The organism is Pseudogulbenkiania sp. AW2-16, from assembly GCF_056824575.1.
On the sequence record NZ_CP157668.1, the window covers coordinates 3,093,807 to 3,107,873 of the forward strand.

The following is a 14,067-nucleotide window of genomic DNA, read 5'->3' on the forward strand; positions in this document are numbered from 1 at the left end:
GCTCGGACGGACAGGGTGGCGTGGCAATCAGTTGGTGCTGCGCGGGTTGAGCACGTACAGTTTTACGGCGGACTGGCCGACCTTGAGTGCGCGCGGCACGGCTTTGAAGTTGTCGAAGCGCCAGGCGAAGTTGGCTTCCTTGTGCGCGCCGACCTGACCGATGGTGACCGGGGCCGCTCCTTCGCCTTCGATCACCACGTTCACCGGTTGGGCGCTGGTGTTGGCGACGTGAAAGGCCATGCTGTCGTCGCGCGGCACGCCGACCGAGCCAGGCTGCACGCTGCCGTCTTGCGCCACCGTCAGGCGCAGATGGGTGTCGGCATCGATCACCGCGGTGCGGGTGCCGAAGGACGCTTGCGGTGCCGTGGCGGCGGTCTTGACGGTGGCGCCACCCAGGTTGTCGACGTAATAGTTGTCGTTGCCGGCGTAAGCCGAACCGGCAAATGCGAGGGCGATCAAGGCGGTACAGGGCAAGGCGGCGGCGAAGCTGATTTTTTTCATGCTGCAAATCTCCATGTTGGGCGGTGTCCACGGGGCCGAAACGACCTCGGTTACCGGAAAAGCGGCGCCGCGTTGTCGTGCGGGGCGTCATGGAGGTATTTCAACAGTTGCTTCGTTGGGAATAAACCGGCGAAAATGAAATGGGTAATTAACTAAAAAGAAATTATGGATACCTTGACTGCCATGCGCGTCTTCCAGACCGTGACCGAAGCCGGCAGTTTTGCCGGCGCCGCCGAGCGCATGGACCTGTCCCGCGCCATGGTCACCAAATACGTGGCGGCACTCGAACAGCAGTTGGGTGTGCGCTTGTTGCATCGCTCGACCCGGCGCCTGTCCCTGACTGAAGTCGGTGCCGATTACATCCAGCGCGTGGCGTCCATCCTGGCGCAGGTGGATGAAGCCGCGGCGGTGGCCAGCCGCCAGAGCCAGACCCCGGCGGGTACGCTGCGCATCACCGCCAGCGTCGCCTTCGGCCAACGTCGACTGGGCACGCTGCTGACCGAGTTTCACCGTCGTTATCCGGAGATCAGCGTCGACCTGATGCTCACCAACCGCCACATCGACCTGGTCGAAGAAGGCTACGACCTCGCGCTGCGCACCTCGTTGCACGCCAGCGAGGAAAACCTCATCGCCCGGCTGCTGCTGGGCCCGATCTACAGCACGCTGCTGGCGGCGCCGAGCTATCTGGAGAAGCACGGCACGCCGCAGACACCGGCCGACCTTGTCCATCACAACTGCCTGCGCTACAGCCGCCCGCTGGAGTCAAACACCTGGAGCTTCGGCCCGCCCCAGTCGCCCGTGACCGTGCGTGTGTCCGGCTCGCTCAGCACCAACGACGGCGCGGTGCTGATCGATGCGGCCCGCGCCGGGCTCGGCATCGCGCTGCAGCCCAGCGTACTGGTCAGCGAAGACCTGGCCTCGGGGCGGCTGGTTGAATTGCTGCCAGATTGGGAGAAGCCAAGCACGGCGCTGTATGCGCTCTACCCGGCGCGCCGCTTCCTGCCGCAAAAGGTGCGCACGCTGATCGACTTCCTGTCCGAGCAACTGGGGCAGCTATCCCGCTCGCCCGAATACGTGGCCAACCGCGCCCCGCTGGGCGGCCGATAAGGTCCCTCGCCGCTTTGACTTGACGGCGAGTCAGGCCAAGTCAAGGCGCGGCCGTGGGGCGAGCGACACGGCGCGGCTCCGTCCCTTTCCCCTGGGCGGTGTACCGCTCATAGCCCTGCGCCTTGCGGCAGCACGGACCATTCGGGTTCGTCAAATTCGCCGATCACGGTGATGTCGCAATTGGCCGCATGCTTTTCGAGAATGGCGCGGACCGTTTCGTCGCGCCGGTCGTCCTTGGCGTCTCGGTGCGCCTTCGACTCCCAGGTGGCGATGGCGAGCAAGGTGTCGGGGGCGCCGATCTTGCGATGCAGGTAGGTGCCACGGGCACCGGGCGTGCGCTGGATGATCTCGCTGGCGCGAATCCAGGCCTCGGCGTATTCCTCCACCGTGTAGCCGGGCCGCATGCGAACTTCGAAAATGAATTTCATGCCGTTGTCTCCTTCCCTGTCGGGGTGAGCCGGGCCAGGTGCCCGACGCCTCTTTTTCTCTGCCAGAGGCTCGTCGACCTGGCCCTGTGGAACATATAGGACTAAATTGATTCTATATAAAGAACAGGGACTTGGAGATGTTGCGGCTGAGCAGGCTGACCGATTACGGCACCGTGATCATGGCCCACATGGCGCGTGAACCGGGCCATGTCTACAGCGCCGCCGAGCTCGCCGGCGCGGTGGGGGTCGCCCTGCCCACCGCGAGCAAAATCCTCAAGACCCTGGCGCGCAAGGCCTTGCTGCACTCGTTGCGGGGCGCTCACGGCGGCTACCTGCTGGCGCGGCCACCGCGGGAGATTTCGATCGCCCAGGTCATCGACGCGCTGGAGGGCCCGTTCGGCGTCACGGAATGCAGCGTGGCGGCCGGTCTGTGCCCGCAGGAGAACGCGTGCGCCTTGCGCCGCCACTGGCAGCGCATCGACCGGGCGCTGCGCCAGACCCTCGATGGCCTGACGCTGGAGGACATGACGCAACCGGTGCCGGCGGGTATGCCGGAGCGGCGGCGGGCGCAGCATGACCGGCGGCACCGTTCTGGCGGTCATGGCTGAGCGAAATCGACAGGAGAGGCAGATGGCCAGTTCGACAGTCAAGCTCGACGAGCTGATCAGCCAGGAATACCGGCACGGCTTTTTCACCAGCGTCGAGACCGACACCGTGCCGCGCGGCTTGTCGGAAGACCTGATCCGGCTGATTTCGGCCAAGAAGGGCGAGCCGGACTTCCTGCTGGAATGGCGCCTGCGCGCGTACCGGCACTGGCTCACCATGGCCGAGCCGCACTGGTCCACCGTGCATCACCCTCCCATCGATTACCAGGACATCGCTTATTACTCCGCGCCGAAGTCGCGCCAGGACGGGCCGCAAAGCCTGGACGAGGTCGACCCGGAGTTGCTGCGCACCTATGAGAAACTGGGTGTGCCGCTGGAAGAGCGTGCCCTGCTCGCCGGCGTGGCGGTGGACGCGGTGTTCGACAGCGTGTCGGTGGCGACTACCTTCAAGGACAAGCTGGCCGGGCTCGGCATCATTTTCTGCTCGTTCTCCGAGGCGGTGCGCGAGCACCCGGAGCTGGTGCGGCAGTACCTGGGCTCGGTGGTGCCCTACACCGACAATTTCTTCGCCTCGCTCAACTCGGCGGTGTTCAGCGACGGCTCGTTCTGCTACATCCCGCCCGGCGTGCGCTGCCCGATGGAGTTGTCGACCTACTTCCGCATCAACGCCCGCAACACCGGCCAGTTCGAACGCACGCTGATCATCGCAGACAAGGGCGCCTACGTCAGCTACCTGGAAGGCTGCACCGCGCCGATGCGCGACGAGAACCAGCTGCACGCCGCCGTGGTCGAGTTGATCGCGCTGGAAGACGCCCAGATCAAGTACGCCACGGTGCAGAACTGGTACCCCGGCGACAAGGAGGGCCACGGCGGCATCTACAACTTCGTCACCAAGCGCGGCGATTGCCGTGGGAATAATTCGAAGATTTCCTGGACCCAGGTGGAGACCGGTTCGGCCATCACCTGGAAGTACCCCAGCGTGATCCTGCAGGGCGACAACGCCGTCGGCGAGTTTTACTCGGTGGCGCTGACCAACCACTACCAGCAGGCGGATACCGGCACCAAGATGATCCACCTGGGCAAGAACACGCGCAGCACCATCCTCTCCAAGGGCATCTCGGCCGGGCACGGCAGCAACGCCTATCGCGGCACTGGTGAAAGTGGCGAAGAGCGCGGTCGGCGCGCGCAACTACACGCAATGCGACTCGCTGCTGCTGGGCGACCGCTGCGCCGCCCACACCTTCCCCTACATCGAGGTGAAGAACCCGACCGCCCGCGTCGAGCACGAGGCCTCGACCTCGCGCATCGGCGAGGACCAGTTGTTCTACTGCCAGAGCCGCGGCATCGCGCCGGAAGACGCGGTGTCGATGATCGTCAGCGGCTTTTGCAAGGAAGTATTCAAGGAACTGCCGATGGAGTTCGCGGTGGAGGCCCAGAAGCTGCTGGGGGTAAGCCTGGAGGGCAGCATCGGCTAACAAGGAACAGACCATGCTCGAAATCCGCAACCTGCACGTCTCGATCAACGACAAGCCGATCCTGCGCGGCCTCGACCTGACGGTGCGCGCCGGCGAGGTGCACGCCATCATGGGCCCCAACGGCTCGGGCAAGAGCACGCTGGCCCACGTACTGGCCGGGCGCGAGGGCTATACGGTGACGGCCGGCGAAGTGCGCTACCTGGGGCGCAATCTGCTGGAGCTGTCCCCCGAACTGCGGGCACGCGAGGGGATTTTCCTGGCGTTCCAGTATCCGGTGGAGATTCCCGGCGTCGCCAACATCTACCTCCTGAAGGCGGCGGTGAACGCGCTGCGCCTGCACCGTGGCGAGCCGGAGCTGGACGCGGTGGACTTTCTCACGCTGGTGAAGGACAAGCTCAGGCTGATGGGCATGGACACCGGCCTGCTGTACCGCTCGGTGAACGAAGGTTTTTCCGGCGGCGAGAAGAAGCGCAACGAGATTTTGCAGATGGCGGTGCTCGAGCCCCGCCTCGCGCTGCTCGACGAAACCGACTCGGGCCTGGACATCGACGCGCTCAAGATCGTCGCCGGCGGAGTCAACGCCATGCGCAGCCCGGAACGCGCCATGGTGCTGGTGACGCACTACCAGCGCTTGCTCAACTACATCGTGCCGGACCAGGTGCACGTGCTGGCACAGGGCCGCATCGCCTTGTCCGGCGGGCGCGAGCTGGCGCTGGAGCTGGAAAACCGTGGCTACGGCTGGGTCGAGGCGGCGGGACAGGCGGGAGGCGGCACATGAATCCTGCCGCCGACTTCTACCGCGACGCCTTCGCCCGCGTCGCCACGACCTTGCCGGGTAGCGAGCTGCCGTGGCTGCGGCGCGGGCGCGAGGCGGGCCTGGCATTCTTCGCCGAGGCCGGTTTCCCGACGCTGCGCCAGGAGGACTGGAAGTACACCAGTGTCGCCGCCATCGAGAAAAGCCGCTTCATGCCGCCCCCTCCGACGGCGAACGGCGTCGCTCCTGGGCTGATCGACGCCTGGGGGCTGGCGGGAACGCAGCGCCTGGTGTTCGTGAATGGCCGTTACCAGCCGCGCTGGTCGAACATCGGCCCGTTGCCGGCCGGGGTCACGCTGGCGAGCCTCGCCGAGGTGCTGGAACGCGATCCGCAGCGGCTGGAGGGCGTGCTGGGCGTGTTGCCCGCTGGCTACCCGTCGGGCTTCGCCGCGCTCAACCAGGCCTTCTTCAGCGACGGCGCCTACCTGCAACTGGCCGCCGGGGTGGCGCTCGAGACGCCGGTCCACCTGCTGTTCGTCACCACCGAAGCGGGGCTGGCGCTGCACACGCGCAACGTGGTGCGTGCCGAGGCCGGCAGCCGCGCCTGCCTGATCGAACACCATGTGGCGCTGGGCGACGGCGCCTACCTGAGCAACACCGCCACCGACCTCGTGGTCGGGCAAGATGCCGAGGTCGAACACCTCAAGCTGCAGCAGGAGTCCCTCAAGGCCTTCCACGTGGCCGCGCTGGATGTCGACCAACAGCAAGGCAGCCGTTTCGTTTCGCGCTCGTTCGCGCTGGGCGGCGGCACTGGCGCGCGTCGACATCCGCGTCGGGCTCAACGCCGAGCACGCCGCCTGCACGCTCGACGGGCTCTACATGACCGACGGCCGGCAGCACAGCGACCACCACACCCGCATCGACCATGCCCGGCCCTACGGCACCAGCCGCGAGTTCTACAAGGGGGTGCTGGCCGGCGCGTCGCGCGCGGTGTTCAACGGCCGGGTCGTCGTGCAGGCCGACGCCCAGCACAGCGACGCTTATCAGGCCAACCGCAACCTGCTGCTGTCGGACAACGCCGAAATCGACACCAAGCCGCAACTGGAAATCTACGCCGACGACGTGAAGTGCAGCCACGGCGCCACCGTCGGCCAGCTCGACCCGGAGCAGGTGTTCTACCTGCGCTCGCGCGGGGTGGACGAGGCCGACGCGCGCGCCCTGCTCACCTTCGCCTTTGCGGCGGAGATGGTCGGCCGGATCGACATGGCGCCGTTGCGGGCGCGGCTGGAAAAACTGCTGCTGGGGCGCTTGCCCGAGCGGGTCAAGGAGCTGGTATGAATGCCGTGGTGAAGCAAGAGGCCGTCCGCCGTGATGAGTTGCCCGGGTTCGACGTGGCGCGCTGGCGGCAGGATTTCCCCATCCTGAGCCAGACCGTGCACGGCAAGCCGCTGGTCTACCTCGACAACGCCGCCACCAGCCAGAAGCCGCAGAGCGTGATCGAGACCGAAACGTGTTACTACGGCGAGATCAACGCCAACGTGCACCGTGGCGTGCACACCCTGAGCCAGCGTGCCACCGAAGCCTTCGAGGCGGCGCGCGACACGGTGCGGCGCTTCATCAACGCGGCCCGGCGCGAGGAAATCGTGTTCGTGCGCGGCACCACCGAGGCGATCAACCTGGTGGCGGCGAGCTTCGGCCAACGTTTGCGGCTCGGCGACGAGATCCTGATCACCGAGATGGAGCACCACTCCAACATCGTGCCGTGGCAGCTGCTGTGCGAGCGCAGCGGCGCGCTGCTGCGCGTCGCCCCCATCGACGAGGCGGGCGAGCTGAAGCTCGACGAATTCGCCCGCCTGTTGGGCCCGGCGACCCGCCTCGTGGCGGTGACGCAGCTGTCCAACGCGCTGGGCACCGTCAACCCGGTGCGTCAGTTGATCGAGCTGGCCCACGCCGCCGGGGCGGTGGTGCTGGTCGACGGCGCCCAGGCCGTCGCTCACCGGCCGGTCGACGTGCAGGCGCTCGACTGCGATTTCTACGCCTTTTCCGGCCACAAGCTCTATGGCCCCACCGGTATCGGCGTGCTCTACGGCAAGGCGGCGCTGCTGGAGTCGATGCCGCCCTACCAGGGCGGCGGCGACATGATCCGCCAGGTCAGTTTCGCCGGCACCACCTACAACGACCTGCCCTACAAGTTCGAGGCCGGCACCCCGAATATCGCCGGCGCCATCGGCCTGGGGGCGGCCATCGACTACCTGAACACGCTGGGCTTGCCCGCTGTGGCCGCCCACGAGCAGGCCCTGCTCGCTGAAGCCACCGCCCAAGCCATGCAGATACCCGGCCTGCGCCTGATCGGCACGGCGCGCGACAAGGCGAGCATCCTGGCGTTCACCCTGGAGGGCGTGCATCCGCACGACATCGGCACGATCCTGGACCTGGAAGGGGTGGCGGTGCGTGCCGGACACCATTGCGCGATGCCGGTGATGGCGCATTTCGGCCTGCCCGCCACGGTGCGCGCCTCGTTCGCCCTCTACAACACGGCCGAGGAGGTGGACGTGCTGATGCACGCCATCCGCAAGGCCCGGGAGGTGTTTGGCTGATGTCCGACTTGCGCGATCTCTACCAGGAACTCATCGTCGACCACTACCGCCGGCCGCACAATTTCGGCCCGCTGGCGGGGGCGAACCGCCACGCCGAGGGTTTCAACCCGCTGTGCGGCGACCATCTTTCGCTGTCGCTCAAGGTGGTGGACGGCGTGATCGAGGACGCCTGTTTCGAAGGCGCCGGCTGCGCCATTTCCACCGCCTCGGCCTCGTTGATGACCGATGCGCTCAAGGGTAAGACCGAGGCCGAGGCCGAAGCGCTGTTCGCCGTCTTCCACGCGCTGGTGACGGCCGAGGACGCCACTCCCGCCGAAGCGCCGCTCGGCAAGCTTGCCGTTCTGGCCGGGGTGCGCGAGTTTCCGACCCGGGTGAAGTGCGCCACCCTGGCCTGGCATACCCTGCTGGCGGCGCTGCACCAGAGCGACCAGCCGGTATCGACGGAGTGAAGACGATGGACCTGTTCCACTGGCATCACCGCAACGACGACGCCACCCCGCCCCCGGTTTCCGAATTGCAGCAGCGCGTGATCGAGGCGCTTCGCACCGTGTACGACCCGGAAATTCCGGTCAACATCTACGACCTGGGCCTCGTCTACGCGCTCGACGTGGATGACGCCGAGGGCAAGGTCCGTATCGACCTGACGCTGACCGCGCCGGGCTGCCCGGTGGCGCAGACCTTTCCCGCCCTGGTGGCCGAGGCGGTGGAACGCGTCGACGGCGTGCACGAGGCCGAGGTCGAACTGGTGTGGGAACCGCCCTGGTCGCAGGACATGATGAGCGAGGCGGCACGCCTGGAACTGGGCTTGCTGTGATGAGCGACTGGCTCGACGTGGCCCCGGCCGACGCCTTCCCGCCCGGAACCTTCCGTACCGTGGACGCCGACGGCGTGGCGATTGCCGTATTCAACATCGAGGGCTGCTATTACGCCATCGAGGACCTGTGTAGTCACGAAGCCGAGACCCTGTCCGACGGAGAGGTGCAGGGTGACTGCATCGTCTGCCCACGCCACGGCGCGCAGTTCTCGCTGCGCACCGGCGCGGCGCTCGGCCCGCCCGCCTACGAACCGGTGGCCACCTTCCCGGTGCGCGTCGAACAGGGCATGGTGCAGGTGCGCGACGACCGCTTCGATTGAACCCGTCCCCGCACTGCACCGTGCCTAGCGTACCGTTCTCGCCGGTAGACATGGCTCGCCACCGTGTTGCAGCCTGTCATTTGCCAGCACGGGTAGATATCCGTCTGTTCCGGCCCCGCCCCATCCATTCTGTATAAATCTTGACCCCACGCATGGCACTCGCCAGCGGCGCGATCTATCGTCAACATAGTTCCTTGCAACGTGCTCGACGGCTTGGCGGGGTTGGCCGAACCATCGATAGCAAGGCAGATGAAGGGCTCGCGCAGCGCCACCTCACGCAGGTGGAATCGTATTCCGCTGGCCGCAGCGCCTGTTTATGAAGCGACCAATGACACGATATGGCATCGAACGATAGCCGTTCCCACCGAAAAACCGCCCTCTATCGGGCAGGCAAAGGGGCCTTCTTCCTGCTGCTCGCCGCCGGGCTGTCCGTCCTGCTCTGGCACTGGCTTGCGCCCCCCATGGTCAAGGTGGGCCACCCCACCCGCGGGCCGGCCATCCAGGCGGTGTACGCCACCGGCAACGTCGAGGCCAGCGTGACGGTCACCATCGCTCCGCAGGTCGGCGGGCGGCTGGTCGAATTGCGCGCGGACGAAGGCGCCCAGGTGACGCCGGGGCAAATCCTGGGCCGGCTCGACGACAGCGACCTGCGTGCCAGCCTGGGCGACGAACAGGCCCGGCTGCGTTACGCCGAGCAGCGCTGGCAACGCGTACAGGCGCTGTTCAGCTCCGGCTTCGCCACCATCGATCAGCTCGATCAGGCCCGCTCCACGTTCGATTCCGCCCGCGCCACCACGCGCCGCATCGAAGAGCAGATCAAATTCATGACGCTGCGCGCGCCCGGCGCCGGGCACATCATCCGCCGCGACGGCGAGGTGGGCGATTTCATCCCGGTCAACCAGCCGGTGTTCTACCTGGCCCAGTCCGGCGCACCGCCGCGTATCACCACCGTGGTCGACGAGGAAGACATCGCCGGCGTCAAGGTAGGGCAGCCGGCTCAGATCACCGCCGACGGTTTCCCCGGGCGGGTGTTCCAAGGCAAGGTGGCCGAGATCACCGCCAAGGGCGACCCGCTGGCACGCAACTACCGCGTGCGCATCGCCCTGCTTCCCGGCACCCCGTTGATGATCGGCATGACCACCGAGGTCAACATCATCCTGGCCCGGCGTGAACACGCGCTGCTGGTGCCGAGCACGGCGCTCAACGGCAGCACGATCTGGCTGGTGCGCGACGGCCGGGCCCACAAGCAGCGCCTCACGCTCGGCGCCAAGGGAGCGGACCGCAGCGAGGTGCGGGCCGGACTGACCGATGGCGACACCTTCATCACCGAACCGCCGGCCGAACTGAAAGACGGTCAGAAGGTGCGCATCGCGCCCGCCGCGGCGCCGGCAGGAACCTCGCGATGAAGCTGGCGGCCTCGATCGCGCTCAGCCACCTGCTGTCGCGCCGGCGCCAGACACTGGTTTCGCTCGCCGGCATCGGTCTTGGCGTGGCGTTCTTTCTCGCCGTGTCGGCCCTGATGCGTGGTTCGGAGCAAGATTTCATGCGCCGCGCTGGTGGACAACTCGGCCCACATCACCGTGTACGACGAATTCCGCCAGGCCAAGCCGCAGGCGGCTGAGCTGGGGGCCGCGCATGGCGCGGTGGAAATCCGCGGCGTCAAACCGGAAACCGAGGTGCGCGGCATCCGCCAGTACAAGCAGAAGCTGGATTTCGTCAGCCGTCTGCCGGGCCTGCGCGTGGCGCCGGTGCTGCTCGGGCAGGCTATCTTCACCTTCGCCGGCAAGGACCTGGGCGCCGCCATCAACGGCATCGAGCCGGACCTGATGAAGAACGTCAGCACCATCGACCAGTATTTCATATCCGGCTCGCTCGCCTCGCTGCATTCCGACCCGGATGGCATCATCATCGGCACCGGTCTCGCCGACAAATTCCGCGCCAAGCTTGGCGACAAGATTTCGGTCACCTCCCCCACCGGCCTGGTGCGCGTGATGAAGATCGTCGCCCTGTTCCGTACCGGCACCGCTGCCTACGACGAGGGACAGACCTTCATCATCCTCAAGCGCGCGCAGACGTTGCTGGGCCGCCCCAACGTTGCCAACCGCTTCATCCTCAAGCTGGACGATCCGGCGCGTGCGCCGGTCGTCGCCGGCCAGATCGAACGTGCGCTCGGCTACAAGACGCAATCGTGGCAGGAAGCCAGCGAAGACATCATGAATCTGGTGAAGATCCGCAACATCATCATGTATAGCGTGGTGGCCGCCACCCTGATCGTGGCCGCCTTCGGCATCTACAACGTGATATCCACCGTGGTGCTGGAAAAAACCCGCGACATCGCCATCCTCAAGTCGATCGGCTTTCACGCGCGCGACATCCGCCGGATTTTCCTGATCGAAGGCGCCCTGCTCGGCCTCGTCGGCAGCGTGCTCGGCACCGGCCTCGGACTGGCGCTGATGGCCGGCCTCGCGCGGGTGGAAGTGAAAAGCCCGTTCATCACCACGCAAGCCTTTCTGCCGATCTACTGGGGCTGGGACCAGATGGCGCTGGCCGCCGCGTTCGCCATGGGTTCGGCGCTGGTGGCGGCCTACCTGCCGGCGCGCAAGGGCGGACGCGTGCGCCCGGTGGACATCCTGCGGGGCGCCGCATGAGCACGGTACTGCGCACGGAATCGCTCACGCGCGTGCTGCCGGGCGACGTGCCCACCACGCTGGTGGAGAACATCGATCTGGAGATCGCGCGCGGCGAGTTCGTCGCCATCATGGGGCCGTCCGGCTCGGGCAAGTCGTCGCTGCTCTATCTCTTGGGCCTGCTCGACATGCCCACCGTTGGCCAGGTGTGGCTGGACGATACCCTGACCACCGGCCTGAGCGAAGACCACCTCGCCCATATCCGGCTGGAACATATCGGTTTCGTGTTCCAGTTCCACTTTCTGCTGGAAGAATTCTCGGCGCTCGACAACGTGATGCTGCCGATGCGCAAACTGGCGCGACTGGAAGAGGACGAGGCGCGCGACAAGGCGAGCGAGCTATTGCGCACCTTCGATCTGGCCGAACAGATGCACAAGCGACCGAGCCAGATGTCCGGCGGGCAGCGCCAGCGCGTGGCCGTGGCGCGCGCACTGGCGAACGACCCGCAGCTGATCCTGGCGGACGAGCCGAGTGGTTCGCTCGACACCCATGCCAGTGCCAACGTGCGCGATATCCTGCACGACCTGGCGCGCAACCAGAACCGCGCCGTGGTCGCCGTCACGCACGACCCCACCTTCGCCCAGGCCGCCGACCGCCGCATCTTTCTGGTGGATGGGCAACTGCAGCCGCCCGAGCGTGCCGCCGCGCTGTTCGAAGTGAGCGTGCGGCGCTAGCGGCGTGTGGAGTGGCAGATCGACTGTGGTTCTTTATGCGGGGGATACTCCATCGCCCCGGCAGGAAAACGGTCGATTCGACCAGACTCGTGGGCGGAAGTAATGAAACGGGCGCGCCCGCAGGCACGCCCGGGGATGGGCATCAGCTACGTTTGATCAGACCCAGCGGGGCGCCCAGGGGCAGGATTTCCCGGCCGAAGAAATTCCGGAAGAAGATCGCGCCGCAGGCGTAGAAGCCCAGCAGCGAGATCAACAGTTCCGACCAGGCCGCGGCGGTGCTGAACTGGGCCTTGGCCACGCCCAGCGCGGCAAAACCCAGCGAAAACAGCAGGACGTTGATCAGCACCACGATGGTGGCGAACACCTTGTTGGTCTCGAACGCCACCACCATGATGAACAGCGAGAAGATACCGTAGCCGAAGAAGGCGAAGGCAATCTGCTTGGGGTCAAACTGGGCTGGGTTGATGGCACCGAACCAGCCCAGGCTGATCGCCCAGTGCATCGACACCGCCATCCAGAACAGGCCGTACACCCCCAGCACGATGGCGCCGAAGTAGTTGTTTTTCTTGAAGTCGAGCGACGAGGCCCAGATCTGCGCGATCGACCCCAGGAACATCGTCCACGGGATCAGATAGCCCACCCCCTCGGTCCAGTGCATCTTGGCCGAGGCCGCCACGAACGTGACCAGCGACAGGCCGAACACGCCCAGGGCGGTGGGGTCGGCGATGGTGGTGCGGGTTTCGACGATCTGAAGACCCTGCTGAGGTGCAGTCATGATAGTTTTCCTCCTTGGAAGTTTTGATTGTTATGGTGGGTGGTTCAGTGCTGCGGGGGTACAACGCCGGAGAGGCGGCGCGAGCGCGCCCTCTCTCCGGTAAAACGGGGGCTAGCGGTTGCTGAAGGTGGGAGTGCGCTTGTCGAGGAAGGCTGCCACGCCCTCGCGCTTGTCCTCGGTGGAGAACGCCAGGCCGAACACCTGGGCCTCGAACTGGCAGGCGTTGTCGAGGTCGAGGTCCTGGCCGCGCTGCACCGCCTCCTTGCTGAGTCTCACCGCGATCGGCGCCTTGCTGGCAATCTGCCGCGCCATGGTGAGCGCTTCGTCCATCAGTTGTGCCGCCGGGAATACGTGGTTCACCAGCCCCCAGCGCAGCGCCTCGTCCGCCTTGATCTGGCGCCCGGTGGTGATCAGTTCCAGCGCGCGCGCGCGCCCCACCAGCCGCGTCAGGCGCTGCGTGCCGCCGAAGCCGGGCGTGAGCCCCAGGTTGACCTCGGGTTGGCCGAAGACGGCGTTCTCACCCGCCAGAATCCAGTCGCAGCTCATCGCCAGCTCACAGCCGCCGCCCAGCGCGTAGCCGTTGACCACGGCGATCACCGGGATCGCCAGGGTTTCCAGCTGGCGGAACACCGCCATCGTTTCACGGGCGAAGCTCTGCCCCTCGATCGGGCTCATGTCCTGCATGGCACGGATGTCGGCGCCGGCTACGAACGCCTTGTCCCCGGCGCCGGTCACCAGCAGCGCGCGCGCGTAGCGATCGGCGGCGACGGTCGAGAGCGCCGCGCCCAGCTCGGCGATGGTGGCGCGGTTCAGGGCATTCAGGGCCTTGGGGCGATGGATGGTCAGACGGTAGATGGAAGGCTCGACGATCTCGAGCAGCACATTGGGTTCGCTGGACATGGCGGATGCCTCCTGTTGTCAGGGTGATCGGTGAAGCTGGCGCCGCGCGCCAGCTCCGTGACGGCCATCGGGTTTGGCTTATGTGTTGTAGCGGAAAAAGCCCTGGCCGGTCTTGCGCCCGAGCAGGCCGGCATCGACCATCTGCTTGAGCAAGGGGCATGGGCGGTATTTCGAATCGTCGAACCCCTCGTGCAGCACCGCCATGATGGCGAGGCAGGTGTCGAGCCCGATCAGGTCGGCCAGCGCCAAGGGGCCGATGGGGTGGTTGGCGCCGAGCTTCATCACGGTGTCGATGTCCCCCGCACTGGCCAGCCCTTCGTGCACGCAGAAGATCGCCTCGTTGATCATCGGAATCAGCAGGCGGTTGGCAACGAAGCCGAAGCCGTCCTTCACCTCCACCGGCACCTTGCCGATCTGCTTGGCCAGCAGC

The 14,067-nt window shown here is 66.4% G+C and carries 18 protein-coding genes and 1 pseudogene; 14 read left to right on the top strand and 5 right to left on the bottom strand.

Annotated elements, in window-relative coordinates; all coding sequences use genetic code 11:
- Positions 1 to 27: 27 nt before the first annotated feature.
- Positions 28 to 501: a VCBS domain-containing protein gene (locus ABKF58_RS15110; RefSeq protein ID WP_482581671.1), complete on the bottom strand. Its 474-nt coding sequence runs from the start codon at positions 499 to 501 to the stop codon at positions 28 to 30.
- A 165-nt stretch (positions 502 to 666) separates the two neighbouring features.
- Here ABKF58_RS15110 and ABKF58_RS15115 point away from each other — a divergent pair, with 165 nt between their 5' ends.
- Complete coding sequence (locus ABKF58_RS15115) at positions 667 to 1,608, top strand: LysR family transcriptional regulator (protein WP_482581672.1); 942 nt, start codon at positions 667 to 669, stop codon at positions 1,606 to 1,608.
- Positions 1,609 to 1,715: 107 nt separating this feature from the next.
- Here ABKF58_RS15115 and ABKF58_RS15120 read toward each other — a convergent pair whose 3' ends face one another.
- Positions 1,716 to 2,036, bottom strand: a complete 321-nt coding sequence (locus ABKF58_RS15120; protein WP_482581674.1) for an antibiotic biosynthesis monooxygenase family protein — start codon at positions 2,034 to 2,036, stop codon at positions 1,716 to 1,718.
- A gap of 137 nt (positions 2,037 to 2,173) precedes the next feature.
- On the opposite strand from ABKF58_RS15120, the gene ABKF58_RS15125 reads away from it, so the two are divergent.
- The 13 genes and pseudogenes from ABKF58_RS15125 (at position 2,174) to ABKF58_RS15185 (ending at position 11,962) form a co-directional block, all read left to right on the top strand.
- Entirely contained in the window at positions 2,174 to 2,644 is a 471-nt protein-coding gene (locus ABKF58_RS15125) for an SUF system Fe-S cluster assembly regulator (protein ID WP_482581675.1), read from the top strand.
- Positions 2,645 to 2,666: 22 nt separating this feature from the next.
- Positions 2,667 to 4,196, top strand: coding sequence for a Fe-S cluster assembly protein SufB (sufB, locus tag ABKF58_RS15130; protein WP_482581676.1), 1,530 nt, complete (start codon positions 2,667 to 2,669; stop codon positions 4,194 to 4,196).
- Complete coding sequence (gene sufC / locus ABKF58_RS15135; RefSeq protein ID WP_482581677.1) at positions 4,130 to 4,894, top strand: Fe-S cluster assembly ATPase SufC; 765 nt, start codon at positions 4,130 to 4,132, stop codon at positions 4,892 to 4,894. Before sufB ends, sufC begins: the two co-directional genes overlap by 67 nt.
- 188 nt (positions 4,895 to 5,082) lie before the next feature.
- A pseudogene (locus ABKF58_RS15140) lies at positions 5,083 to 5,610 on the top strand (SufD family Fe-S cluster assembly protein); the annotation flags it as partial.
- A gap of 10 nt (positions 5,611 to 5,620) precedes the next feature.
- A complete protein-coding gene (locus ABKF58_RS15145; RefSeq protein WP_482584389.1) occupies positions 5,621 to 6,208 on the top strand; it encodes a SufB/SufD family protein in 588 nt (195 codons plus the stop codon).
- Complete coding sequence (locus ABKF58_RS15150; protein WP_482584390.1) at positions 6,205 to 7,467, top strand: SufS family cysteine desulfurase; 1,263 nt, start codon at positions 6,205 to 6,207, stop codon at positions 7,465 to 7,467. Before ABKF58_RS15145 ends, ABKF58_RS15150 begins: the two co-directional genes overlap by 4 nt.
- The gene (gene sufU, locus ABKF58_RS15155) at positions 7,467 to 7,916 is read left to right on the top strand and encodes a Fe-S cluster assembly sulfur transfer protein SufU (RefSeq protein ID WP_482581678.1); all 450 of its coding nucleotides are present in this window, start codon (positions 7,467 to 7,469) and stop codon (positions 7,914 to 7,916) included. Before ABKF58_RS15150 ends, sufU begins: the two co-directional genes overlap by 1 nt.
- A 5-nt stretch (positions 7,917 to 7,921) precedes the next feature.
- Entirely contained in the window at positions 7,922 to 8,281 is a 360-nt protein-coding gene (locus ABKF58_RS15160; RefSeq protein ID WP_008952585.1) for an SUF system Fe-S cluster assembly protein, read from the top strand.
- On the top strand, positions 8,281 to 8,601 hold the full coding sequence (locus tag ABKF58_RS15165) for a non-heme iron oxygenase ferredoxin subunit (protein ID WP_482581681.1): 321 nt from the start codon (positions 8,281 to 8,283) through the stop codon (positions 8,599 to 8,601). The genes ABKF58_RS15160 and ABKF58_RS15165 overlap by 1 nt, the downstream gene beginning before the upstream one ends.
- 338 nt (positions 8,602 to 8,939) lie before the next feature.
- Positions 8,940 to 10,007: an efflux RND transporter periplasmic adaptor subunit gene (locus tag ABKF58_RS15170; protein ID WP_482581683.1), complete on the top strand. Its 1,068-nt coding sequence runs from the start codon at positions 8,940 to 8,942 to the stop codon at positions 10,005 to 10,007.
- Entirely contained in the window at positions 10,004 to 10,222 is a 219-nt protein-coding gene (locus ABKF58_RS15175; protein ID WP_482581685.1) for a hypothetical protein, read from the top strand. Before ABKF58_RS15170 ends, ABKF58_RS15175 begins: the two co-directional genes overlap by 4 nt.
- Positions 10,158 to 11,249 (top strand): ABC transporter permease, encoded by a 1,092-nt coding sequence (locus tag ABKF58_RS15180; RefSeq protein WP_482581687.1) that lies wholly within the window; start codon positions 10,158 to 10,160, stop codon positions 11,247 to 11,249. Before ABKF58_RS15175 ends, ABKF58_RS15180 begins: the two co-directional genes overlap by 65 nt.
- Positions 11,246 to 11,962 (top strand): ABC transporter ATP-binding protein, encoded by a 717-nt coding sequence (locus tag ABKF58_RS15185; RefSeq protein ID WP_482581689.1) that lies wholly within the window; start codon positions 11,246 to 11,248, stop codon positions 11,960 to 11,962. The genes ABKF58_RS15180 and ABKF58_RS15185 overlap by 4 nt, the downstream gene beginning before the upstream one ends.
- 142 nt (positions 11,963 to 12,104) lie before the next feature.
- Here the strand turns inward: ABKF58_RS15185 and ABKF58_RS15190 are convergent, their stop codons facing one another.
- The 3 genes from ABKF58_RS15190 to ABKF58_RS15200 form a co-directional block, all read right to left on the bottom strand.
- Entirely contained in the window at positions 12,105 to 12,737 is a 633-nt protein-coding gene (locus ABKF58_RS15190) for an acetate uptake transporter (protein ID WP_014087260.1), read from the bottom strand.
- A 111-nt stretch (positions 12,738 to 12,848) separates the two neighbouring features.
- Positions 12,849 to 13,637 carry an enoyl-CoA hydratase-related protein gene (locus ABKF58_RS15195; RefSeq protein WP_482581691.1) on the bottom strand — a complete coding sequence of 263 codons (789 nt, stop codon included), beginning with the start codon at positions 13,635 to 13,637 and terminating at the stop codon, positions 12,849 to 12,851.
- A gap of 78 nt (positions 13,638 to 13,715) precedes the next feature.
- A complete protein-coding gene (locus ABKF58_RS15200; RefSeq protein WP_482581692.1) occupies positions 13,716 to 14,042 on the bottom strand; it encodes a 3-hydroxyacyl-CoA dehydrogenase family protein in 327 nt (108 codons plus the stop codon).
- Positions 14,043 to 14,067 lie beyond the last annotated feature (25 nt).

What these genes read in the sequence shown, in the direction of transcription:
- ABKF58_RS15110 (WP_482581671.1), bottom strand. Translation starts at nt 501, where the DNA reads ATGAAAAAAATCAGCTTCGCCGCCGCCTTGCCCTGTACCGCCTTGATC.
- ABKF58_RS15115 (WP_482581672.1), top strand. Translation starts at nt 667, where the DNA reads ATGGATACCTTGACTGCCATGCGCGTCTTCCAGACCGTGACCGAAGCC.
- ABKF58_RS15120 (WP_482581674.1), bottom strand. Translation starts at nt 2,036, where the DNA reads ATGAAATTCATTTTCGAAGTTCGCATGCGGCCCGGCTACACGGTGGAG.
- ABKF58_RS15125 (WP_482581675.1), top strand. Translation starts at nt 2,174, where the DNA reads ATGTTGCGGCTGAGCAGGCTGACCGATTACGGCACCGTGATCATGGCC.
- sufB (WP_482581676.1), top strand. Translation starts at nt 2,667, where the DNA reads ATGGCCAGTTCGACAGTCAAGCTCGACGAGCTGATCAGCCAGGAATAC.
- sufC (WP_482581677.1), top strand. Translation starts at nt 4,130, where the DNA reads ATGCTCGAAATCCGCAACCTGCACGTCTCGATCAACGACAAGCCGATC.
- ABKF58_RS15145 (WP_482584389.1), top strand. Translation starts at nt 5,621, where the DNA reads ATGTCGACCAACAGCAAGGCAGCCGTTTCGTTTCGCGCTCGTTCGCGC.
- ABKF58_RS15150 (WP_482584390.1), top strand. Translation starts at nt 6,205, where the DNA reads ATGAATGCCGTGGTGAAGCAAGAGGCCGTCCGCCGTGATGAGTTGCCC.
- sufU (WP_482581678.1), top strand. Translation starts at nt 7,467, where the DNA reads ATGTCCGACTTGCGCGATCTCTACCAGGAACTCATCGTCGACCACTAC.
- ABKF58_RS15160 (WP_008952585.1), top strand. Translation starts at nt 7,922, where the DNA reads ATGGACCTGTTCCACTGGCATCACCGCAACGACGACGCCACCCCGCCC.
- ABKF58_RS15165 (WP_482581681.1), top strand. Translation starts at nt 8,281, where the DNA reads ATGAGCGACTGGCTCGACGTGGCCCCGGCCGACGCCTTCCCGCCCGGA.
- ABKF58_RS15170 (WP_482581683.1), top strand. Translation starts at nt 8,940, where the DNA reads ATGGCATCGAACGATAGCCGTTCCCACCGAAAAACCGCCCTCTATCGG.
- ABKF58_RS15175 (WP_482581685.1), top strand. Translation starts at nt 10,004, where the DNA reads ATGAAGCTGGCGGCCTCGATCGCGCTCAGCCACCTGCTGTCGCGCCGG.
- ABKF58_RS15185 (WP_482581689.1), top strand. Translation starts at nt 11,246, where the DNA reads ATGAGCACGGTACTGCGCACGGAATCGCTCACGCGCGTGCTGCCGGGC.
- ABKF58_RS15190 (WP_014087260.1), bottom strand. Translation starts at nt 12,737, where the DNA reads ATGACTGCACCTCAGCAGGGTCTTCAGATCGTCGAAACCCGCACCACC.
- ABKF58_RS15195 (WP_482581691.1), bottom strand. Translation starts at nt 13,637, where the DNA reads ATGTCCAGCGAACCCAATGTGCTGCTCGAGATCGTCGAGCCTTCCATC.